Origin of the sequence: Corallincola spongiicola (assembly GCF_004284785.1) — a bacterium.
GTDB classification, from domain to species: Bacteria; Pseudomonadota; Gammaproteobacteria; order Enterobacterales; family Neiellaceae; genus Corallincola; species Corallincola holothuriorum.
Genome location: NZ_SHLY01000005.1, coordinates 25,218 through 46,555, shown reverse-complemented (window position 1 = coordinate 46,555; position 21,338 = coordinate 25,218). Strand labels below are relative to the sequence as shown.

The 21,338-nt window shown below is 50.4% G+C and carries 17 protein-coding genes; 8 read left to right on the top strand and 9 right to left on the bottom strand.

Annotated features, from left to right (window positions below):
* Positions 1-63: 63 nt before the first annotated feature.
* Positions 64-5,040, bottom strand: coding sequence for a cache domain-containing protein (locus EXY25_RS13775; protein WP_130567211.1), 4,977 nt, complete (start codon positions 5,038-5,040; stop codon positions 64-66).
* A 229-nt stretch (positions 5,041-5,269) separates the two neighbouring features.
* On the opposite strand from EXY25_RS13775, the gene ettA reads away from it, so the two are divergent.
* The 4 genes from ettA (at position 5,270) to EXY25_RS13755 (ending at position 9,535) form a co-directional block, all read left to right on the top strand.
* Positions 5,270-6,934 (top strand): energy-dependent translational throttle protein EttA, encoded by a 1,665-nt coding sequence (gene ettA, locus EXY25_RS13770; protein ID WP_114339443.1) that lies wholly within the window; start codon positions 5,270-5,272, stop codon positions 6,932-6,934.
* 196 nt (positions 6,935-7,130) lie between these two features.
* Positions 7,131-7,499, top strand: coding sequence for a PilZ domain-containing protein (locus EXY25_RS13765; protein ID WP_114339441.1), 369 nt, complete (start codon positions 7,131-7,133; stop codon positions 7,497-7,499).
* Positions 7,500-7,625: 126 nt separating this feature from the next.
* On the top strand, positions 7,626-8,927 hold the full coding sequence (locus tag EXY25_RS13760) for an amidohydrolase (protein ID WP_130567210.1): 1,302 nt from the start codon (positions 7,626-7,628) through the stop codon (positions 8,925-8,927).
* A 191-nt stretch (positions 8,928-9,118) separates the two neighbouring features.
* Positions 9,119-9,535 (top strand): hypothetical protein, encoded by a 417-nt coding sequence (locus EXY25_RS13755; RefSeq protein ID WP_130567209.1) that lies wholly within the window; start codon positions 9,119-9,121, stop codon positions 9,533-9,535.
* Between the two features lie 214 nt (positions 9,536-9,749).
* On the opposite strand, the gene EXY25_RS13750 is transcribed toward EXY25_RS13755, so the two are convergent.
* The 3 genes from EXY25_RS13750 to EXY25_RS13740 are packed head-to-tail and all read right to left on the bottom strand — an operon-like array spanning position 9,750 to position 10,959.
* Positions 9,750-10,178 carry a hypothetical protein gene (locus EXY25_RS13750; protein WP_130567208.1) on the bottom strand — a complete coding sequence of 143 codons (429 nt, stop codon included), beginning with the start codon at positions 10,176-10,178 and terminating at the stop codon, positions 9,750-9,752.
* A 14-nt stretch (positions 10,179-10,192) separates the two neighbouring features.
* A complete protein-coding gene (locus tag EXY25_RS13745) occupies positions 10,193-10,747 on the bottom strand; it encodes a hypothetical protein (RefSeq protein WP_130567207.1) in 555 nt (184 codons plus the stop codon).
* A complete protein-coding gene (locus EXY25_RS13740) occupies positions 10,744-10,959 on the bottom strand; it encodes a hypothetical protein (RefSeq protein ID WP_130567206.1) in 216 nt (71 codons plus the stop codon). Before EXY25_RS13740 ends, EXY25_RS13745 begins: the two co-directional genes overlap by 4 nt.
* A gap of 412 nt (positions 10,960-11,371) precedes the next feature.
* Here EXY25_RS13740 and EXY25_RS13735 point away from each other — a divergent pair, with 412 nt between their 5' ends.
* Positions 11,372-11,989: a PEP-CTERM sorting domain-containing protein gene (locus EXY25_RS13735; protein ID WP_114339430.1), complete on the top strand. Its 618-nt coding sequence runs from the start codon at positions 11,372-11,374 to the stop codon at positions 11,987-11,989.
* 82 nt (positions 11,990-12,071) lie between these two features.
* On the opposite strand, the gene radA is transcribed toward EXY25_RS13735, so the two are convergent.
* Positions 12,072-13,433 carry a DNA repair protein RadA gene (gene radA, locus EXY25_RS13730; protein WP_114339569.1) on the bottom strand — a complete coding sequence of 454 codons (1,362 nt, stop codon included), beginning with the start codon at positions 13,431-13,433 and terminating at the stop codon, positions 12,072-12,074.
* A 182-nt stretch (positions 13,434-13,615) separates the two neighbouring features.
* Here radA and EXY25_RS13725 point away from each other — a divergent pair, with 182 nt between their 5' ends.
* Positions 13,616-16,081 carry a PilZ domain-containing protein gene (locus tag EXY25_RS13725; protein WP_130567205.1) on the top strand — a complete coding sequence of 822 codons (2,466 nt, stop codon included), beginning with the start codon at positions 13,616-13,618 and terminating at the stop codon, positions 16,079-16,081.
* A gap of 72 nt (positions 16,082-16,153) precedes the next feature.
* Here the strand turns inward: EXY25_RS13725 and EXY25_RS13720 are convergent, their stop codons facing one another.
* The 3 genes from EXY25_RS13720 to serB all read right to left on the bottom strand — a co-directional run bounded on the left by EXY25_RS13720 (position 16,154) and on the right by serB (position 18,735).
* A complete protein-coding gene (locus EXY25_RS13720) occupies positions 16,154-16,585 on the bottom strand; it encodes a GFA family protein (protein ID WP_130567204.1) in 432 nt (143 codons plus the stop codon).
* A 78-nt stretch (positions 16,586-16,663) separates the two neighbouring features.
* Positions 16,664-17,614 carry an alpha/beta fold hydrolase gene (locus EXY25_RS13715; protein ID WP_130567203.1) on the bottom strand — a complete coding sequence of 317 codons (951 nt, stop codon included), beginning with the start codon at positions 17,612-17,614 and terminating at the stop codon, positions 16,664-16,666.
* Positions 17,614-18,735 carry a phosphoserine phosphatase SerB gene (gene serB, locus EXY25_RS18920; RefSeq protein WP_233496519.1) on the bottom strand — a complete coding sequence of 374 codons (1,122 nt, stop codon included), beginning with the start codon at positions 18,733-18,735 and terminating at the stop codon, positions 17,614-17,616. Before serB ends, EXY25_RS13715 begins: the two co-directional genes overlap by 1 nt.
* 116 nt (positions 18,736-18,851) lie before the next feature.
* On the opposite strand from serB, the gene EXY25_RS13705 reads away from it, so the two are divergent.
* The gene (locus EXY25_RS13705) at positions 18,852-19,496 is read left to right on the top strand and encodes an AhpA/YtjB family protein (RefSeq protein ID WP_130567202.1); all 645 of its coding nucleotides are present in this window, start codon (positions 18,852-18,854) and stop codon (positions 19,494-19,496) included.
* Positions 19,497-19,589: 93 nt separating this feature from the next.
* Positions 19,590-20,378 carry an ABC transporter permease gene (locus EXY25_RS13700; RefSeq protein ID WP_130567201.1) on the top strand — a complete coding sequence of 263 codons (789 nt, stop codon included), beginning with the start codon at positions 19,590-19,592 and terminating at the stop codon, positions 20,376-20,378.
* A 26-nt stretch (positions 20,379-20,404) separates the two neighbouring features.
* Here EXY25_RS13700 and EXY25_RS13695 read toward each other — a convergent pair whose 3' ends face one another.
* The gene (locus EXY25_RS13695) at positions 20,405-21,337 is read right to left on the bottom strand and encodes a type 2 periplasmic-binding domain-containing protein (RefSeq protein ID WP_130567200.1); all 933 of its coding nucleotides are present in this window, start codon (positions 21,335-21,337) and stop codon (positions 20,405-20,407) included.
* Position 21,338 lies beyond the last annotated feature (1 nt).

Here is a 21,338-nt window from a genome sequence, read left to right as displayed (position 1 = left end):
GCGCAGGATTCTGCGGCCTAATGGCACTAGGACTGCTCATCACCATGATGGCAGGTCAACCACCTAGTCGTTAGGTGGGCTTCCCCTAACAAAGGCCATGCCTCTCGCTAAGATGGCTAAAATAGCAGGGGCAGCAGCCAGTGCGGCAGCCATGCTTTCCATTTCAGTATTAAACAGATAGAGCATGGCCCCCACCGCCACCACGATCAACGTCAGTAACGGTATTCGGATTACGTTCCACTGGCTAACCGAGGCTTCCTGCAGCCAGATTTCCATCACCTCACTGCGTTCCGCAGCTAAAACAAATCGAGCAAAGCTGCGATTACAGATACGTAACCTCGGGTCTCTGACGATATAACCGCCGCGCTCTAGATGCTCTATCACTTCCAAATTGTGGCAATTGATAAAGCTACCGCTGGCTAATTGATACAGCGCCACTTTTTCATCTCGGGTACAAAGCTCCCATTTTCTGCGGTACAAACTGCCGGCATTGGCGATATACCAGGTTTCCAAGTCTTCCACTTCAAAATGCTTGGGTTGGTGGGATTGATACCAGCGTTTGAACTCAAAATGCACCAGCCTCAAATCAGGCCAAACTGCGGCTTCCCGGCGGCTCAATAAGTAGTGGTATTGCTTTGGATTATCGGTTGGCATCAAGCCAAATCCATGATGACTGGGGCTCCAAGCGTAGAATTTTCTTAACCCACTAAACATCTGCGCCCACTGCTGGACTTCGTTGTCTGCCGTTCCCAAGCTTTCTGTGTATGCATTACTGTGGATCAAACGATAGAGCGGCGAGCGCTCACAGCACACCACAAAACCCATCGCATCCAAACTTTGACGTCGTTCCAGCAATTGCTGAAGCAGCGAGAGCGCATTGCGACGAAGCTTTTCGTCCATTGCCGCCGTTTCCAAGTTGTAACACACCACCACTTCCCAGCCATCCAGTCTTGGCAGCGGCGAAGTCACACCACCATCGCCATAACGCATCGGCAACTCGGCATCAGGATCGGACAGATCTAGCCAATGGATACCATGCTCTGTCCCAAGCCATCGGCGATAGCGCATCAGCTTTCTTTGACCGGGCCACAGCATTAACACCCCACCGGGAACACGGGTCGCTTTCTCAAGCACCTGGCGCATTAAGCCACGTTTGGGGAAATTCTGGCTTAACACCCTAGGTACCAGCAAGCCAAGACAGCGCTCCGCCAGCGAACGGAATACGCGGTACAGCATCCAGCCAATAAGAAGCAGCGCAAACGCCATCAACCAGACAGACTCCAGAATCATCGCCAGCGCAGTCGGTAACAGCGGGATAATGAAAGCAGGCTCCTCGGCGGCATCCAAGGGGCGATAAAGACCTTTCGCAGTCCAATAGCGAATAGATGACAAGGCTCCGGTTTCTCTCCCTGCAGCCCGAAAACCAATCCGCGCGGCAAAATCAGATAGTGGTGTTGTTAAACTAATCAAGTAATCATAAAAACCCTTATCTTGAACCAGAAAAGATTTCTCCTCGTTGGCATGACCAACTGTTTTGCTACTGTTGATACGGGCATAACGCACATAGTAGCCACCTGAATCCTGATCCTTTATGCAGCCTAAACCAAACACCCCGTTACCACAGCCATTGGATTGCTCAGTAAAAAATGCGTGTTTCGATTGAGCAAAGAAATGGGTCGCCAACCAATGTTTTGATACCCCATCGGAGTTAACTTTGGGCGTATCTCCAGTGCCCAGACCACCATCAGAGGGTTTCGGATATAAAGTTTCAAGTAACCAATGGCGTTTTGCGAGCTGCTGATTGAACTGTTGGCCAATATCAATCGACGACAGTTCGCTATAAAGATAGATCTGATGTTTAGATATTTGCTGAAACAGAATGAGGGTCGGCAGTACCACCACGAGCCCCAACATCAGGCCACCATGTAACGGGTAAAGTCGCTGCGCCCAAGCCCGACTGACCCAGCCAGGCGCAGGCTCCAGTGATGGAGGAAAACGTTGCAACTGTTTAGCCATGATAAACACTTGCAACGCCATAGCACCGATAACCACGCCCGCATTCAAACCAAACGCTTCTTCGCGCTGCCACACCAGCACCGTCACAATAATATCTGCCAATGCGGCGACCAAGGCGATGGCAATCAGTGCATAGCGGCGCCACGCACTGGTTAACGGACCATGCGCCACCTGCAAGCAGAGGTTTGCCCAATTAAATATTAACAACACCAAACAGTACAAGACGGTCAGCACCGTGGCGTGTTCGACGCCAAAGCCAAAAACGCCCCCTTGTATCAAGCTAAGCACGGCAGTGCCCACCAACCACGGATAGACAGGGCGGCGATAGTAGTTAGGCCACAACCAGCTCAAGCCGGGTGTAAACACCTTTCCTACCCACAGAAAAGCCGCCAGGCACAACAGCAGCACCAACATGCTCACCAGCACCATCAGCAGCACGTTAAAGTTGATAATCTGCAACAGGCTGTGGTCGTACATCACCACCACACTCCAGGGAATGCCGTACTGACCTAAGGACATCGTCGTTAGGTAATGAGGTTTACCCTGGTAATTTACCCGCAGCGTCATATCTTCCTGACTACTTAAGGCCAGCTTAAGATCCCGATCATGATCCGTTGCCACGAGAAAGTTCTCTAACAGACTCAGCTCTGACTGCGAATGATAAAGTACGCGTCCCGTCTGGTTCTCCACCATTGCCAGTTTGTAACCAAAGGGCAAAACCGGCTCGAGCAAGTTCTCCAAATGAAATTCAGCAACTGCCACCTTGGCGTTAAATTTATTAGGCGGCAAAGCAATCGATGTCACAGTGCTTCGCAAGCCATCGGAATAACTGAAAATGTGCTCGACATAGAAATGTCCACCTAAGGGCGAACGCCAGCCTTTGTCCAACGCCAGCGCAGAAAAATATTCGCGCGTGGCTAAACTAATACGCTCATTGTCGAGCAGATCAAACGGATACCAGGAGTAAAACGGCCCGACCTGTTTACCTTCAGGGTCCAGCAAGAAATAGTGTTCAAGTGGCGGTAAAGCCTCAATCTGTTTCGGAATACAGTTAACCGTTTCATAATTTGTTTCGCTGCCCGACAGGGGTTGCACACATTGCAGCTGCTGTTGGCCATAATCAGCGCTGGGCAAATGGCTGGCCGCCACCGCTTGTTCCGACTGCTTTTGCCAAAGCTGGGTAAGCAGTTGCCGCTTATGGGTCAGTTCGTCGCCCACCTGCGTTCGCGCCTGCCCAGCAATCTCATACAATTGCCGCTGCACATGCGCTTTCGAGTTGCTGTAAACCAACAGATCGGTAATGGCGAGGGTGATCGTCATCGCAAACAAAGCAACACCAGCCAATGCGACACGAAACTCATTCGCCCCCATCGCTTGATTAACGCCCATAAAGCGAAAACGCAGAATCGGCCACAATGCTAATAGCAACAGTACTCCACCCAAAGTTGCTGCGGCCATTGAGGGCGACAAGGAAAACTTCGACGCCCTCGCCTCCTCCATTGGGATCAAGCCGGTTAACAGCAAATAGCCTTGCTGCAATTTGCCCCGAGAAATAACGGGATAAGGTAACTCATACGGCATGATATAAAGACGAAATGGCATTTCACCAATGGTGATATCAAAGCTGCTTGCGGCCCCTACAGGAAGTCGTTCGAGGGTACTTTTACTAGTCGTCGAACTACTACTGGCCGCACTCTGCAACGCCTTGTACAAAGGCTTAATCGCCTCTTCCCAATCCCGCTTGGACTTATCGTCAGCACTTTTTAGAAAATCATTAATATGGGTGAAATGAGAGTCATTAAACGACGTGGATGCATCGACATCTTCGACAGAGCTTTTTACCGTGGTGATCACGCCACCATCGATGTTAACCAGCATCATGAGGTCAAAGGGCGACACGCTGGGGGTGTCTTTTAGTAGCTCACGGGTATCAAAGCTGAAATAATTCCGATCGACAAAAGGTGTTGCACTGCTACTGTTCTGCTGCGCCAGACAACGCATCATCCAGAACCCTCGCGCCCCGCCCATAAACCGAACAAAGGGACGATCTGCATTGGCTTTACAGGCCGCCGTACTGCTTTCACTATCTAACGGAAACCAGTTCTGTTGCCCGGAAAAATAAACCTCCGCGGATGAGATCAAAGAGTTGCGCTTAAGGCGTTGTAAAAAATCCCCTCGTTGCTGCTCTTTCTTGTCAGCAACAAAAGCCTCACTGGCCAGATCAATTGAGTCAACCTGCTCGACAAACCGTTGCGAGGTAGGCGCTAGCTCCTGACGCGGATCACCGGCACCCGTTTTTGCCAATGAAATGATCTCATCCAAAAATGAGAACAACTCATGCTGAATCTCCGACAGCAGCAGTTGGGTTTCGAACGCGCCAGATGCTCGCATCGACTTACTGTCGGCAAAGACACCTATGCGACAGCCCCAAGAGCCTAATGCATTGATACCGTGAACAAGCGCATCATCGCCCTCTACCCTAGACTCACCCTCGTCCGAATAGGGGGTTTTATCGCTATATTTGGGCTTGGGGATCGCTTTATATTCATTAAACAGTGCGCATACTTTATCAGCCGCCACGCCAGAATCCGGCTTAGGACATACCTCATTGTAGAGCGACTCAAAGTCATCGTTCTCAGCATCAATACCCAGTTCATAACCCAGCACTTCCGCTAACTCATCATCAAAATCACCATCAATGTAAGCATTACCCTCCAGAATAAAGCTATGTAGCTCCTCCTTAAACGCTGGTGATGAAGCTTTGATCTGTTGAATATGTTCAGGAGAGAGCGAAGACGCGCATAAGCTGGCTTTTGGCAGGCGTTGAAACAACCCAGCTAACGCTTTGAATTTATTATCGAGGTGGGTACGCGTTTGATGCAGCACCGCGAACGACCGATGCTGGAGATAGCGTTCGTTACTTTGAAATTTTGCGTATAACAGCCAAGCGACTGGTGCCCCAATTAACAGCAACGACAGGGAAAACAACAGTGCCGTGGTCGTCCGGTTGACCTTAACGATCATCTGACCATTCCTGTGTAAGATAAACGGCTTATGTTGATTTCAACTTAAGTGATTGAATTTTAGTCAACAGAATGGCTTTTCACCAGAAAACGTAGGATCAGAATGAGTAAAGGAAGATCTTCGCTGCAAAAGCCATGCTTAACGCAAATCACTGTTATCCCCGTCAGATTCAGCTAAACTATTGCGCCGTAATCCTCCCTTAATGACTAACAAGAGTTGTCCGGCAGATATGGCTGAATACGTCTTTACAATGCACCGCTTGGGGAAAATCGTTCCACCAAAGCGTCACATCCTTAAGGATATTTCCCTTTCCTTTTTCCCAGGCGCCAAAATTGGTGTACTTGGTCTTAATGGCGCAGGTAAATCCACCCTGCTGCGCATTATGGCTGGGGTCGATACCGAGTTTGAGGGTGAAGCCCGCCCCATGCCGGGACTCAACATCGGTTACCTGCCACAGGAGCCGGAACTAGACCCAAACAAAACCGTTCGGGAAATCGTCGAAGAGTCTGTCGCCCATATTAAAGATGCGATGACTCGACTGGACGCTATCTACGCCGCTTATGCCGAGCCGGATGCCGACTTTGATGCGCTGGCCAAAGAGCAAGGTGAATTAGAGGCGATCCTGGCCACATCAGATGCGCATAACCTGGATAACGCCCTCGAACGTGCCGCCGACGCCCTGCGTTTACCTGAGTGGGACACCAAAATTGAGGTGTTGTCAGGTGGTGAAAGGCGCCGCGTCGCCCTGTGCCGCTTATTGTTGGCACACCCAGACATGTTGCTACTCGACGAACCAACAAACCACTTAGATGCGGAATCAGTGGCCTGGCTGGAGCGCTTCCTGCACGACTATTCCGGCACCGTGGTGGCGATCACCCACGACCGTTACTTCCTCGATAACGTCGCGGGCTGGATCCTCGAACTTGACCGTGGCCAGGGCATTCCTTGGGAGGGCAACTATTCCAGTTGGTTAGAACAGAAAGATCAGCGTTTGGCGCAAGAAGCCTCCTCTGAGAAAGCGCGCCAGAAGTCGATCGAAGCAGAATTGGAGTGGGTTCGCACCAACCCCAAAGGTCGTCAGGCAAAAAGTAAAGCCCGTATGGCACGCTTTGAAGAGCTACAAAATAAAGATTTCCAGAAACGGAATGAAACGAACCAGCTCTATATCCCGCCCGGTCCACGTTTAGGCGACAAAGTGATCGATGTTGAGCATTTGTCGAAAGGCTATGGTGACCGACTGCTCATTGATGACCTCAGTTTCAGCATACCTAAAGGAGCCATTGTTGGCATTATCGGCGCTAACGGTGCCGGTAAATCGACCCTGTTCCGTATGTTATTAGGGCAAGAGCAACCCGATTCCGGTGCGGTCACCATAGGTGACACAGTGGAACTGGCTGCCGTAGAACAGTTCCGTGACACCATGGATGACACAAAAAGCGTGTGGGAAGAGATCTCAGAAGGCGCAGACATCCTCACTGTCGGTAACGTCGAGATCAACAGCCGCGCCTATGTCGGCCGTTTTAACTTCAAAGGTGGCGACCAAAACAAACGGATTGGTGAGTTGTCTGGTGGTGAGCGTAACCGTGTGCATCTGGCCAAGCTACTTAAAGCCGGTGGTAACACCATCCTGTTGGATGAACCAACCAACGACCTTGACGTTGAAACCTTGCGAGCATTAGAAAATGCGCTGCTGGACTTCCCGGGCTGCGCCCTGGTTATCTCGCACGATCGCTGGTTCCTTGACCGTATCGCCACTCACATACTCGACTATCGTGACGAAGGTAAGATTAACTTCTTCGAAGGTAACTTCTCTGACTACGAAACCTGGTTAAAGAAAACCCTTGGGCCAGAAGCGATCGAACCCCATCGCATCAAGTATAAGAAGATTGGCTAACCTCTCTGTTGGTCGTGAAAGCCCAGACTCGTCTGGGCTTTTTTATGCCCTAAAACGCTGTTTCGCCACGATCTATTTGCAAAGCCTGTGATCTGAGGCAGGACTCAATGACTCACCTGACTTCTCAACAGACACAGGGCTGACTATGATTGCTAGGTAACATTGGTCTCTGCCGAATGTATGGATTTAAAACCTGATGCTCGAAAAAAGAAGATTTACCCGAATCGTATTCTCAACACCGGTCAATATTGTCACTGGTGATAAAAGCGTTAGCACTGAGCTGATCGACCTGTCTCTAAAAGGCGCATTGGTGGCTGAACCCAAAGATTGGGTTTACGACGAAGACGCTGACTATAAACTCTGTTTTCATTTAGATGGCTCTGATGTCGAAATAGAGATGGAAGTAGAGCTATCCCATCAACGGGCTCATTATTTGGGTTGGAATTGCCACCACATCGGGATCGAAAGTGTCTCTCACCTTAAGCGCCTGATTGAGTTAAATGTCGGCGATGAAGATCTACTGTACAGAGAACTGGCCGATCTAAGCCATCCGCCCGCACTATAGTTTTCTCTTTCTGCCGCTCACAGTAATGACAGTGAGCGGCAAACTCTCTACTCTGGAACGGCTAAATAAAACGCACAAAAACAATAAAGATGCGTTGAACAATCAACTCCTTTCCAGGGAACCGATATGAAAACATCCACTATTCTTGCGACGGCACTGCTTGCTAGCGCCATGACCGTCGATGCGACACAGATTGAACCAACCGCCGTAGCCAAACTTAATAGCGCATCCGAAGCACAAGTCATTGAATGGCGTCGCCACCTGCACCAACACCCAGAACTCAGTAACCGCGAATTTGAAACCAGTGTCTATATCGCCAAGCAGATGAAAGCGCTGGGTTTGACCGTTGAAACAGGCATAGCCCATACCGGTGTTGTCGCCGTGCTTGAGGGTAGCCTGCCCGGCCCAACGATAGCGCTACGTGCCGATATGGATGCGTTACCGGTCACCGAACAGGTCGACCTGCCATTCGCATCAAAAGCCACCTCCGAATTTAGAGGCCAAAAAGTCGGTGTCATGCATGCTTGTGGTCACGATACCCACGTGGCGATGTTGATGGGCACTGCGAAGAACCTAGTCGCACTCAAATCGCAACTGCCCGGAAAAGTGGTATTTATCTTCCAACCTGCGGAAGAAGGCGCGCCAGAAGGGGAGGAAGGCGGGGCAGCTTTGATGCTCAAGCAAGGTCTATTTGAGAAGCATCAACCGGTCGCGGTCTTTGGCCAACACGTCACCTCCACCCTGCCCGCAGGCGTAATCGGCTATCGCAGCGGCCCTGCCATGGCCAGTGCAGACCGTTTCAAAATTACCGTACACGGCAAACAAACCCACGGTTCTCGCCCATGGGGTGGTGTTGACCCGATTGTTGTGTCGTCACAGATCGTGATGGCGGTACAAACCATTGCCAGTCGGCAGGTTGATGTAACTAAAGCACCTTCGGTGATCTCGTTTGGCGTTATTGACGGCGGCATTCGCAATAACATCATTCCCGACAGTGTTGAGTTGATCGGCACGATCCGTAACTTCGACATGGGGATCCGCGAGCAGATCCACGAAAAGCTTGAGCATACCGCCAAGCTAGTCGCAGAAAGCGCGGGCGCCAAAGCTGAGGTCACCATTTTCAAAGGCTATCCCGTCACCGTTAACAACAAATCACTGACAGATTTTGTCGTTGAGCGTTTTAATACCGTGGCAGGCAAAGACAATGTAAGAGAGATGGGGCTCATCACCGGTGCGGAAGACTTTTCCTACTACGCCCAAGAAGTGCCAGGGTTCTTCTACTTCCTGGGCGTCACGCCGGCAGAGCAGAACCCTCTGACCGCTCCTAGTAATCACTCTCCCCGCTTCTATGTCGACGAGTCCGCACTCACCGTAGGCACCCAAACCATGACGCAGTTAGCGGTGGATTATTTGCAGCAACACCACTAGTTATTAGTGCTGCCGGTCGCCATCATCCAAAATAAGCACAATGTCGGATGATGGCACGCCTTCAGCCGCTATATAGTCTCCAATAAAACGGCGTACCTGAAAGTGAAAGGTCCAATGGCAGAAAATCATAGCCTGAGGAAGTGAATGCCCCTTTCGGGTTGATATTCTGAGAAGAGTAGAGAGCACTATGTATGACATATTACTTTGATCAGAACCTATATGAGCTAACTGCAACTCAGTGGCGAATGGCAGCACGCTGCATGTGGTTTACCGGCGGAGCGGTTGCACTCCTTTCTGACTGGTATTCATTTGCACTATTTATTGTCGCAATGGGGTTCATCATTTTAGGAGCGTTGCACCACTTTGAGTTACACATTCAACCTAAAATACTCGAATCTCAGTTGATTGTAGCTGACGGCAAGCTCTGCTTTAGTAACTCCGTTTCCGGTTACACGGCCACGAAAAACTTAGATGACATCACTAAGGTAGCGATGCGAAGATTTCTAGGCATTCCAATTTTGAGAGTCGACTTCAAAAACAACGAACGGCTTACGTTTGCTTGTTATAAAAACAGCTCCGATTTAGCAACTGAACTGAAGTCACAGTAAGCTGTTGAGATGTAACAAGCCTCGTAACGGAAGCATTCATTAGTTATTGGACGCTGAAGGGACATCACCGATCCGGCTATCCAGTGAACATGCAAATCTGAAAGCCCTATAACATGCCGTATAAACAGCACAAAATCTAAGCCTGCGAGCCGGCGTCCTGAACGACATCAGAAAGGGTAACAAGGCATTCATGCTTTCTATTCTTAATATCTGGTTATAACTGCAGATCCTGGCGCAACTTCTCGGCGATCTTTGGACCTCGTTTCCCTGGTGAGCTTGCACAAAGCTCTGCGGTACCCGCTTTATCGTCATCGAACTTGTAGTGCAGTAAACATTGGGATTCGATCAGAAAACCATAGGGGTCTGGCATTTTCGCTATCAGTTCCGCACTCTTGAAATCAAAAGCCTGGTTAAGCCTGACAAGTCCCCACCAAGACCACCATTCATTAGCCACGTAGCCTTGTTCACAAGCCATATAAGCTTCTTTGAAACGCTTAGACCTGATGAAATTCAGACACGGTCGGTAAAACTCTCGCTGCAAATTTGGTTGTTCTGGAGGTGGAGTTACCAATCCATCAGCCGCATCCACCCGACCAGGAAGTGTGATGAAGAAAAAGATCGCTAGTGCGACAACAGTATTCATACATAAGCCTCGCTCTATTGTGCAGAAGCCATAGGTACTTGAGGGAGATGAAGTACAAAGTCTGCGGAGTTCACCGACTTGCCTTTAACAAAGAACCTTTTCTTCCACAGTTGACTGGACTGTGCCGCACGTAAAACATCTGGTCTCGATGCTCTTGTTGTTTGAGCGAAACAACTTTGTTGTTCAAAGCAATCCATACCGCCCGTAAGCGTGACAGATACCGTTAAAATTGAATGTTGATCCTTAAGATAGTCGGTCACGCTCTTTCCTAAGAACGCGGTGGAATGAGCCACAGCCATTAACGCCACTACACGTTTGCCTTGCGCAACTTGAACGGCAATCGCTTCACTCATGTGTCTGTTGCGCTCAACATGTTCGTCTTCCAGCTGCCCCTGAATAAATCTCCGATATTCCATATCTATACCAACAAGTTCAACACCCATTTCTCGTGAGGATTGTAACAGTGCGATGTAGTAATCAGGGTTCTGCGGAAAATACTGGTGTAGATGCGCGTAAATTAACTCAGCTCCTTCTCCAGAGCGTGAATAGCTCTGCAAGATGGGTGTCATATCTGAAGGAAAACTTCTAACGCCAAGCAATCAAACCCGGCAAAGCGCAGCTTCTGCAATGCTTGGACAACTTCCAACTTATGCGCGCGGTGAGTGTGGTAGTTCTCGCCCATAACCAATACGCGGGTCGAGGGGCGAACCATCAAGCGATAGAGGTTCTTTCCAGGTGCTTCAACAATTGCTTCTGCTAAATCAAGCTTTGAGTAGGTCATTTACAAAACTCCTTTTTCGTAATCATCCTTTCAACAACGTTTGTCGAAGGTTCAGCTTCCTTACTGCAGGGCTAATTTAGGCCGGGGTGATTCGTAATGCAAGGTGTCTTTAGTACCGATGGACTGGAAACGAATCTGTACCTCGTAGCCGAATAAGAGCAAATGAGAAAAAGACGGCACAACGACCTACCATCCACTAAGCAAACAAGCTAGAAACGAGAAAAAATCACCAGCGAAAAAAACAATGACGCACCAAGAAGGTGTCAGCTAAATTTACACATTCTTATTTCTGCTTTTGCTGGCAAAATATAACTAATTGAGAATATTAACAATTGCTAATTAGGATCGATTTTTGCATTAGAAATCTCTTTAGTATCACTTAATCCCAAAGATTGCCGTAGGTGAATAGATTATGTCGAAGATCAGTCAGTTAGTTATTGGATTAACCGCCCTTATCAGCGCTTCCGTCAATGCTGCCCCCGTTACCATCAATTACACCGCTGACAACACGATTCTCGATTTTGGTGTTTGTTTGAACTTGGGCTGTAACCCTTTATCTAACCCATCAGACTTCTCATTACTGTTAGACAAAGGTGCCAATGTCAATAACTGGACTAATGCCGATTCAATCACTTTTGATTTAGATCCAGGCACTTACAGTATTGGATTTGTAGTGCAAAACTTCGGGGCTCCTTCTCGCGGTAACCCTGCGGGCTTGCTCGCTGAAATCATCTGGCAGGACAATATCAACCTGACATCCAGCACATGGGACGTCACCACCAATGGCGTTGATTATGTCGCTGCCACCGAATGGCATAAAAATGGAGCGGGTGTCTGGGGTAGCAATCTACTTGGCGAGATCAGCAGTGATGCATACTGGCTGTGGACGGCAAATAACTTTGACGGCACCACAGACACAACAGCCGCTTTCCGTACCACCATTACGGTAAGGGATGTGTCAGAGCCGGGTATCTTTGGTTTGTTCCTCCTTGGACTAGCCAGCCTTGGGCTGCGTCGCCGCCTCGGTTAAGCACCTTATCGACGGCATAAACGAAGGGCAGGTATCACCTGCCCTTTTTGATCGTACCTTGCTTCACGTGCCTATCACTCAGCTATAGCAGCTCTAAGGCTTCCGCCAGTGTCTTAACCGCGTCCACTTTCATTCCCTCTATCGGCTGCTTAGGACGATTACCATAAGGCACGATGGCGCGACTAAAGCCATGCTTGGCCGCTTCAGAAATTCTCTCCAAACCATTCGGTACCGGTCGGATCTCACCGGATAAACCCACCTCACCAAACACCACCATATCTTCTGGCAAAGCGCGGTTTTTAAAGCTGGAAACCAGCGACATCAACAGGGTTAAATCGGCGCTGGTTTCAGTGACTTTTACGCCCCCTACGACATTCACAAACACATCCTGATCTGCCATCTGCAAACCACCGTGACGATGCAGTACCGCCAGCAACATGTTCAAGCGGTTCTGATCGAGACCCACCGCAACGCGCCGCGGATTGCCCAACGGCGACTGATCCACCAGCGCCTGCAACTCGACGAGCAGTGGGCGCGTCCCTTCCCAGATCACCATCACCACCGAGCCAGCGGCGTGCTCTTCGGCACGGGACAGGAAAATGGCCGATGGGTTGTTGACCTCTTTCAAGCCCTGCCCGGTCATGGCGAAAATACCCAGCTCATTCACTGCACCAAAGCGGTTTTTATGACCCCGCAGAGTGCGATAACGACTATCCGCTGAGCCATCAAGCAGCACCGAACAATCAACACAGTGCTCCAGCACCTTGGGTCCTGCCAGCGAACCATCTTTGGTGACGTGCCCCACCATCAAGATGGCGATCTGGTGCTGTTTGGCAAACCGAGTGAGATAGGCTGCTGATTCCCGAACCTGTGAAACACTGCCCGGCGCAGATTGAATATCCGCCATGTGCATCACCTGGATCGAGTCCACCACCATGATTTTTGGCTGCTCTTTCAACGCCAACGTGCAGATGGTCTCGACATTGGTCTCGGATAGCATTTTTAGCTTGTCGGTGGGTAAGTAGAGGCGCTTGGCGCGCATAGCAACCTGCTGCAATGATTCTTCGCCCGTGACATAGATAGCGCCCATATGATTCGCCATATGGCACATGGTCTGAAGCAACAAAGTACTTTTACCCGCCCCCGGATTACCGCCAATCAGGGTTGCCGAGCCGGGCACAATGCCGCCTCCCAGCACGCGATCAAACTCCGCAAAACCACTGCTGAAACGAGGAAGCTCACTGAGATCGACAGACGCCAACGTCTGCACCTGTGCGGCCACCGCGCCAGCATAACCATCGCGCACACTCCGTGCCGATGGTGCCGCGGCCAGTCTTACCTCGCTGATGGTATTCCATGCATGGCATTCGCCACACTGCCCCATCCACCGGGGAAAATCGGCCCCGCAATCACTACAAACGTAGGCAGTTTTCGCCTTTGCCATCAGTACCTCGATAATCCTGCTGAGCCATGCCACAAATTTATGTGTATGGCATTGAATTTGCTTCTCTCAATCATTAGGGTAAGGCGTCAAATGTACGCCGCTATAATAATTAATAGAATATTGAGGGATACTCTACTGTCAGTTATCCCGTTTGTCAGTCTGTAGGTAGTAAACAATCTCGCATGGAACTCACAGCGTATAGCGCCATCATCGACCAATTGAAACCGTTGGTGGCAGAACCAGACTTTGAGGATATGCTCGCGCGCCTAACCCGTAGCGAGTCACCCTCTGCGCGCTTCCTGATTAAAATGGAACTTAAGCGCCTAGCCTCCCCTTGCGTGCGTGTTATTGATTTACGTGGCCGTGTTAACGGCAACTGTCATCCATTCGAGCATGATGGTCGCTTGCACTACCTTGATGATATGGCGGTACAGTCTTTTAAACGTAGCGTGAAAGATTATCGCGGCGTGTACACCATGGGCGTCTATGAAGACGTGATGAATACCGAAAATAACTTTCGCGTATTGCACCGAAAACAACAAGAACAGCAACTCTCTGAGCTTCAGTCCAGCAGCAAAAAATCAGCTGAAGATGAAGCGCTGCTGCTGGCGAATCGCAAAGTCCCCCATTATCCAGGAAAGCTGGTTCAATTTGGTCGCTATGTACTGCGTTCTGAAGAGCGGATGCATTATGCCATCTCCATCGAAGTGACACTGGCCGATGGCGTCGTCATCGAAGGCAACACCACAGACCTTTCGGTGAGCGGTGCACGTATTAAAGTCGACGACAGCTTTGAGATCCCCAAGGGCGACCATATTCGAGTCAAATTATTAGGGTTAGAAGATGACTACGTGCTCGGTGAAATGGGCAAAGGGATCGAATATGTGGTCATGGGTAGCGATGAACACCTGAATGGTCAACAACGCTTACGCCTGATGCGCGCCAACAACGAGCCTGTGTTCGACGAGTTTCTTGAACGTCTGATCCGTGGCAACAAACGCCGCTACAAGGTGAATCTGGATCATGCCGTCGACGCGGTACTCTGCAAAGGCTACGAGCAATACTTCTTTCCCCGCATGTGTGCCCTGCCAGTATTCTGCAGCGGCAAGCGCGACGAGGCGTTAACCCCCGAGTTAGCCCTAGTAACAGAGAATAATCGCCATATTATCCACTACTGGCGCGACGAAGAGTATCGTCTGCAGCTAGATGGCGTATTGCAACCTGCACGGTTAAATAGATTACGGGAAGCCCCCCAAGATCCTCTGTTGATCTACTGCTTTACTCACAGTGCCCGCGGCAAGCTGTTTTACTATTCCGCCATTGAAAGTGAGTTTGAGTCAGAGCAGCAAAAACAAGTTTTCATGGGGTTTGGTGCCAATAAGCCCAGCTGGCAGGTCTTGCAATTAACTATCGCAGGTATCCATCCTGCGCACGCCAACCTGACAACACTAAAAGATGGACGGGAGGGGCCAGAGCTAGACCAGCAGTCTCCTCCTCCACGTGTCGAAGGACGCCTTAAAGATGTTCGCCAGGTGGTATTGATTTCAGACGTCACCTCGGAGATCGGCGTGCAGCGTTATGCCAGTAACGAGTGGGACAAGTCGCAAGTTAATATACTGAAAGCGTTAGGCCATAAACGCGGCGGCAAGTCAGCCATTGAGCTGCACGCATTGAGCTTTTCAAACCTCAGACGCGAAACGCGCTTCGCTTACAAGACACAGGTGATTTTCAAACTGGGAGAGAAAGCTTTTGAGGGGTTTACCCGAGATATCTCTTCCGCTGGCTTGCAGGTAGAGTTAGACGAGCCGATCCCATGTGAGGTAGGCGATGCTATTCATCTTGCCCTGCCACAGTTGCAAAAGCTCACCAAAAAGATCCGTCTGGAAGAGCTGGCTTATGAGATTGTCGGGCATAACGCCACCGACACCGTACTGCACCTGAAACTAAAAACTGAACTAGGTAGTCAGGAAGCGAAACGTTTTCTGTCGCAAGTGATCGAGTCCAACCGCAAGAAACTACCCGCACTAAGATCACCCCAAGTGGTTGATGGTATGTCCAACGCACTGCGTAATATCAGCGCTCATGCCGTTACCACCACGCCATTTTATGTGCATAAGCGCGGCGCCCGTTATGCTATCGATACCGTCGCCGCCAGTGAGCATTTCTCTCCGGTCTGCGAACTGCTACAACGTATTGCTGATAAAGAGCACAAAAGCGGCATCAACCTATACCCGCTAGTGAAAGCCGAGCATTTTCACGAACACCTCCTTGTGCCTCTGAAAAAGCTGGAACGGGAAGATCCGCCGATCACCCTGGAACTCTATATCCGCTTGCAAACCGACAGTGATGGCATCCCAACTTTTGCCCAGTGCCGATACGCCGATGAGTTCGAAAACGAGATTAAACGTCGCATGTTTATTCTCGACAGCCTTAATCAAGGAGAGTTCTTCGCCTGGCAAGTACACCTATCCCGTACTGGACGTCCAGACATCGAATTCGTCAACGATGAACTCAGCTATATCAGCCAGTACGCTATCCATAAAGCGAAGAAGTTGGAAATGGAGCTGTGGGATGTCGTCGGTGTCGGTGAATTAGTGGATGTCACAAAAGAAGTACTCAGTCGCTACCCCACAATCAATAAAAAATAGCGAACAAAGAAATACGACTTCAGCATGCCCCCTTAATAAGGGGGCATTCACACTACACTGCCCCCCAAAGGTTTACTCTTCGTTCTCCCGCCCCTGCGCCGTAAATGCCGCAAACGCCTCTTCCCCGGTCATCTTTTTCGTCTCATTGGCAAAGCCGTAGTAACTCGGCTTTTCGTCGATAAAGATCTCTTGGGTAAATGGCGTTTGTTTCAATTCAGGGAACAAGCCCATGGGTAACATATACTGCTGGTTTTGCTTTATTCGATAAAACAGGTGGGAACCACAACTGCCACAAAAGCCACGTTCAGCCCACTCAGATGAATCATAGACAGACGGTGTACCCGTCACGACAACGTCGCAACCACCATCAAAAGCCAAAAATGCGCCACCACCCCAACGCCGACACATATCGCAGTGGCAGGCTTCAAAGTGATCGGGAGGTGTTGCTACAACAAGCTTGATATCGCCGCACAGGCACTGACCGGTAATTCCTTTGCTGCTCATCCTTGCTCCTTAATCTTCGCTGTATCAATGAAAATCGGGATCCGCTCTCAGACGAGGGAGAGAGATAACCTAGTGAGGTTAGTCCAACCAGTCAGCTAATTCGACAAAGTGATCCTGTGCCGCGTCCCGGTGCACCAACATATCGATATGACCGTAATCGTGACGATAACCTTTCACCTGCGACAACAAAGTAAAGCGGGTTTCTGCAGCCCCCAGTTCATCAATAAATAGCTGCACATCCGTTGGATGTCCCAATACCTTGTCGTTAGCACCAGCAAGAAACCAACTTCGCGGCCAGCGATAGTCAGAGACTGGCTCACTCATCAGAGCCGCGTGCTGTGCCTGCAGCGCTGCTGAATAGTCGAATCCGTCAACGGGATCACACCAATGACGATCCTGAGTCCAGCGCGTCACCTGCCATATCGCTCCCCAAGGTTCGTTATCCGCACCGATCTTTAGGGGCTTGGCCGGAAAGTAGCCACACACTAACTTGCATAATGGCGCCAGCCCCTGCCAGACAACGCCCATCTTGAAATAGAATTCTAAACTACGGACGGAGATCCGGCGCTTCACCCCAAACAGGGTTTTACTCAATACTTGTGGACGTAATTCAGGGAAACGGATCAACGTGGCGGCAGCCAAGGTGCCTCCCCAGCTATGAGCGATCCAGTGCACCCCTTGTGGGTGGCGGTCAGCAACAAAACGATGCAACGCCGGAATATCTTCCACCACAGATTCCCACTGGCCGTGGTCAGCACCGCGACCAACTTTGGGCTCACTGAGGCCACGACCACGCAGATCGGCAACGTAACAATGAAATCCTTGAGACGCCAGATAGGCCGCAAGGCCGCGCCCTTTCTCATTGTAAAAGATACGACCATTTTCAATGGAGCCGTGAAGAAACAGGATCGCCCCACGACTGGGGGCGCCTTGATCGGTCTGGCCAGCAGGCAGACAGATTTCACGCAGATGTAGCCTGACACCAGCCACAGGCTCGACGAACAGGCTACGGTATTGCAGGGTTGGCATTAGTCGCTGGCCAGCAGGTAGTAGATACCCTCTAAGCCGCCCAAGCTGATGCCGGTAGCCGCTTGTGCTTGCACCACCGGCTTCGCATGGAATGCGACTCCCATACGTGCTTCAGCCATCATCAGCAGATCGTTGGCACCGTCACCAGCTGCAACCGTTTGTCGATGGGTAAAGCCATACTCGTCACGCAGCTCATTTAGCGTTGTCGCTTTCACTGCCGCATCAACGATATCGCCCTGCACACTGCCCGTCAGAACACCGTCAATAATTTCCAACGTGTTCGCCCTGGTAAAGTCCAAGCCAAGATCCTGTTCCAGCTTGCTGGTGAAATAGGTAAATCCGCCGGAAACAATCGCCACTTTCCAATGGTGCTGCTTCAGTACTGCCAGCAGCGCTTCCAAGCCGGGCGTCAGCGGGATAGCGCCAGCAACCTCAGCCAGAATAGACTCGTTCGCCCCTTTCAGGGTTGCGACACGACCGCGTAAGCTCTCGGCGAAATCCAACTTACCCTGCATCGCCAGTTCAGTGACCTCAGCCACCTGCTCGCCAACACCGGCCAATTTGGCGATCTCGTCGATACACTCAATCTGGATCGCAGTAGAGTCCATATCCATCAACAACAACCCTGGCTGATCCAATACTGGTGCGTTTTGATCCAGCAGGTTCAGATCCAACTGCAGGGTTTGGCCAACCGCCGCCAACGTGGCACGATCGGGATACTCAGCCTTGGCTAGATCCACAACCACAGCACCTAACTGAGTGGGCTCCGCCAGATCAGCAATCGGACGAATGCCATTAACCGGGATATCGCTCTGCTTCAGATAGTCCAATACCAGCGCCAGACCTCGCAGGTTGAGCTCAGCCCCCCACACCACCAAGCGGCTACCCAGACGAGGAATGTGATCAACACGCTCCTGCTCGGCCAAGGTATACGCTTGCAAACTCCGAGTCAGTTTATCGTCCTCCTCGGTTGCAATACGCAGTTGAGCGCCATCATCGGTCAGTGCAACATCCTGCAATAAACTCTGCCCAGAGCTCACATCATCGAGCAGTTTTCCCAACACTTCACGACTCGTCCAATCCAGCGCCGAAGGAGCCAGAGAAAAAGTGATTAGTTTCACACGCTATCCCTTTAATCTAGTGTCTAATGTGAAGACGATAAGACGTTGCTTCACAAATCAGGACACCTATAGTATTTCTGTCCTCCCTAAGCCGCAAATGAGCTTAACAAGGAATCATGAGCCAAACCGCCAACGTTGTACCGGAATTAGCGGGCAATGATAAAAAAAATAAAATAAAAACAGTGAGTTCGAATAAAAATAACGGCACTAGGCAAATTTATTGGCGATTATTTTTTATTGCTATCACTGTCGCCTTGGTGATGGTGATCATGCAATTAATGGTCATGCTGTCAGTGAGAACGAACGCACTCATCCAACAACAAACGGAAGTGATGTCCCGTATGCTGACCCATCAGGCGGCATTGGAAGCGGTGCAACTGCTGTTGGATCAAGATCAGCCGCGCTTACAAGCCATGGCTGAACACCTGGCATCCGACCCTTTTATCCACGACGCGACCATCTATGATGTAGAGGGTATCGCCGTCGCACGCTCCGCTAACGTACTCGCGATCAATGACCTGCTCGGGTTTGGCCAGTTCTCCCCTGAAAATCGTCCCAGCCGAGAGCTACGCCCCTATATTGCTGAGGTTGTCAAAGAGAACGAAACTCTCGGGTATATTCGCATCACCCTAGAGATGGAGAAGTTACTGGATCAGGCGACGCAACTTAAGCAGACCAGTTACGACCAAGGGCGAATTATGTTGCTGCTGACGGGCTTAACCGGATTTATGTTAGCGTTGGTGCTCAGGCGTCGGCGCTGAGCAATACTCTCGCACCATATAGTCCGTTTGATATTATCAGACTAAACAGCAAACAAAGCGGCTTACCCACCAGCCCCTCGCAAGGAGCCTACGATGCAAGCCGTCATTGATATCTCCTGGAGTTACCTGCTCTGTTTTAGCCTATTGCTTGCAATCCCCCTAGCGATCAATAGCTACTTTAGATTAGGTCTGGCAAAAGAATCCGCTGCGGCCATTTTCAGAATGAGTGTGCAACTCACTCTGGTTGGTATCTATCTACAATTTTTGTTTCAGCTAAACAGCATCAGCTTAAATCTTGCTTGGCTGCTGGTCATGCTGCTGGTGGGCACCAGTGCAATTGTCGGCAAAGCGCGTTTGCCACTAAAGCGGCTGTTTATTCCGGTATTCACAGGGCTACTGCTTGGGCTGCTGCCATTGCTGTTGATTTTGCTGGTACTACTGCTGCGCCCAGAGCCCGTCTATCACGCGCAATACCTGATCCCGCTCGCGGGTATGCTATTGGGAAACAGCATGAGCGGGAATATTGTCGCGCTGCAACGCCTCTTTAACGCATTTACTGAACGGCAGATGGAATATGAAGGCGCGTTAGTACTGGGAGCCTCTCCCTATCAAGCCAGCCTGCCTTTCCTGCAATCAGCGATGCGCCAATCCCTTGCCCCGATCCTGGCTTCAATGGCAACCACCGGCATCGTGACGCTACCCGGTATGATGACCGGCCAGATATTAGGTGGCACAGACCCCGTGGTAGCCGTGAAATACCAGTGGCTGATCATGATCTCAATTTTTGTCATGCTCTGCGTGGCGATCGCTTCGACTCTGCTGATATCGGTGAAAACACTGATCTGTGATACCGGCAAGTTACAGGTGAATGTTCGAGAGTAACGATTGAAACCTAAGATCAGTATCAGTTAGCGGCGGTACCACAACGCAGCATCTTGCAACGGCGTTTGCTCTGACAAGTTAGGATTGTCGATCGCAAATAGCTTACGGTTAGCCAAATCTGCACGCTTTATCGCTGCGCCGAAATGCTCAATGAATAAACGGTCAAAACTGCCATCATCGATCATGCCCCTTAGCCCGCGCTCTATTCGCGCAGCCAATGCTGGGTATTTGGGTGAAACAAAAAAATAGGTGGGCAGCGGAATATACACAACCAAAGTGCTTTCCACCGCGAGGTCAGGATAAAAGCGCTGGCGATCGTCGAACTCGGTGAACACTTCATTGACACCACGACCAAACGAATAAAAGCGATCGTGCATCAACATCCGGAACAATGACTCATAATCCAATCCAGTGACCACTTCCATCCCGGCCTTTTCCATCGCCCAACGTGTTGACCATTGCTCACCAGAGCCAGTTGCAATATCAGCTAACTGTTGCCAACTATTCACGTTGGCAAACATCGGCTGATTCTGCTGCTTAATCAAAAATAGGCGATAGCCCTGGATCCCTTTACGAATAGGTATGCGAACGGGAATAAGCCGCTCTTCCCAGCCTGGTTTTGGGGCTTCGGCCATCACGTGTAATACTTCCCCACGCTCCAGCTCCAGCAAAGCTCTATCGCGAGGCATCACCTTATCAGTGGGGCGCACCGTGACACCGTCATGCTCATCCTCAGTTCTCAACAAAACCTCAGCCAGCAACTCGCGAGGATAGTCATAACGAGGATCTAACTTTGAGTGACCGCGGTTGATCAGTACCACAGCGGGGTAACCAGCAACGCCTGAGGCTCGAGGTGCAGCTTGAGTACCGTCAGCAGCCAGGTTATCGGCTAAAACTGCAAACGACAACGAAAGGCTAATTGCTGAGCATGCCAAACAAAGTGTCTTAAAAACTGCCATC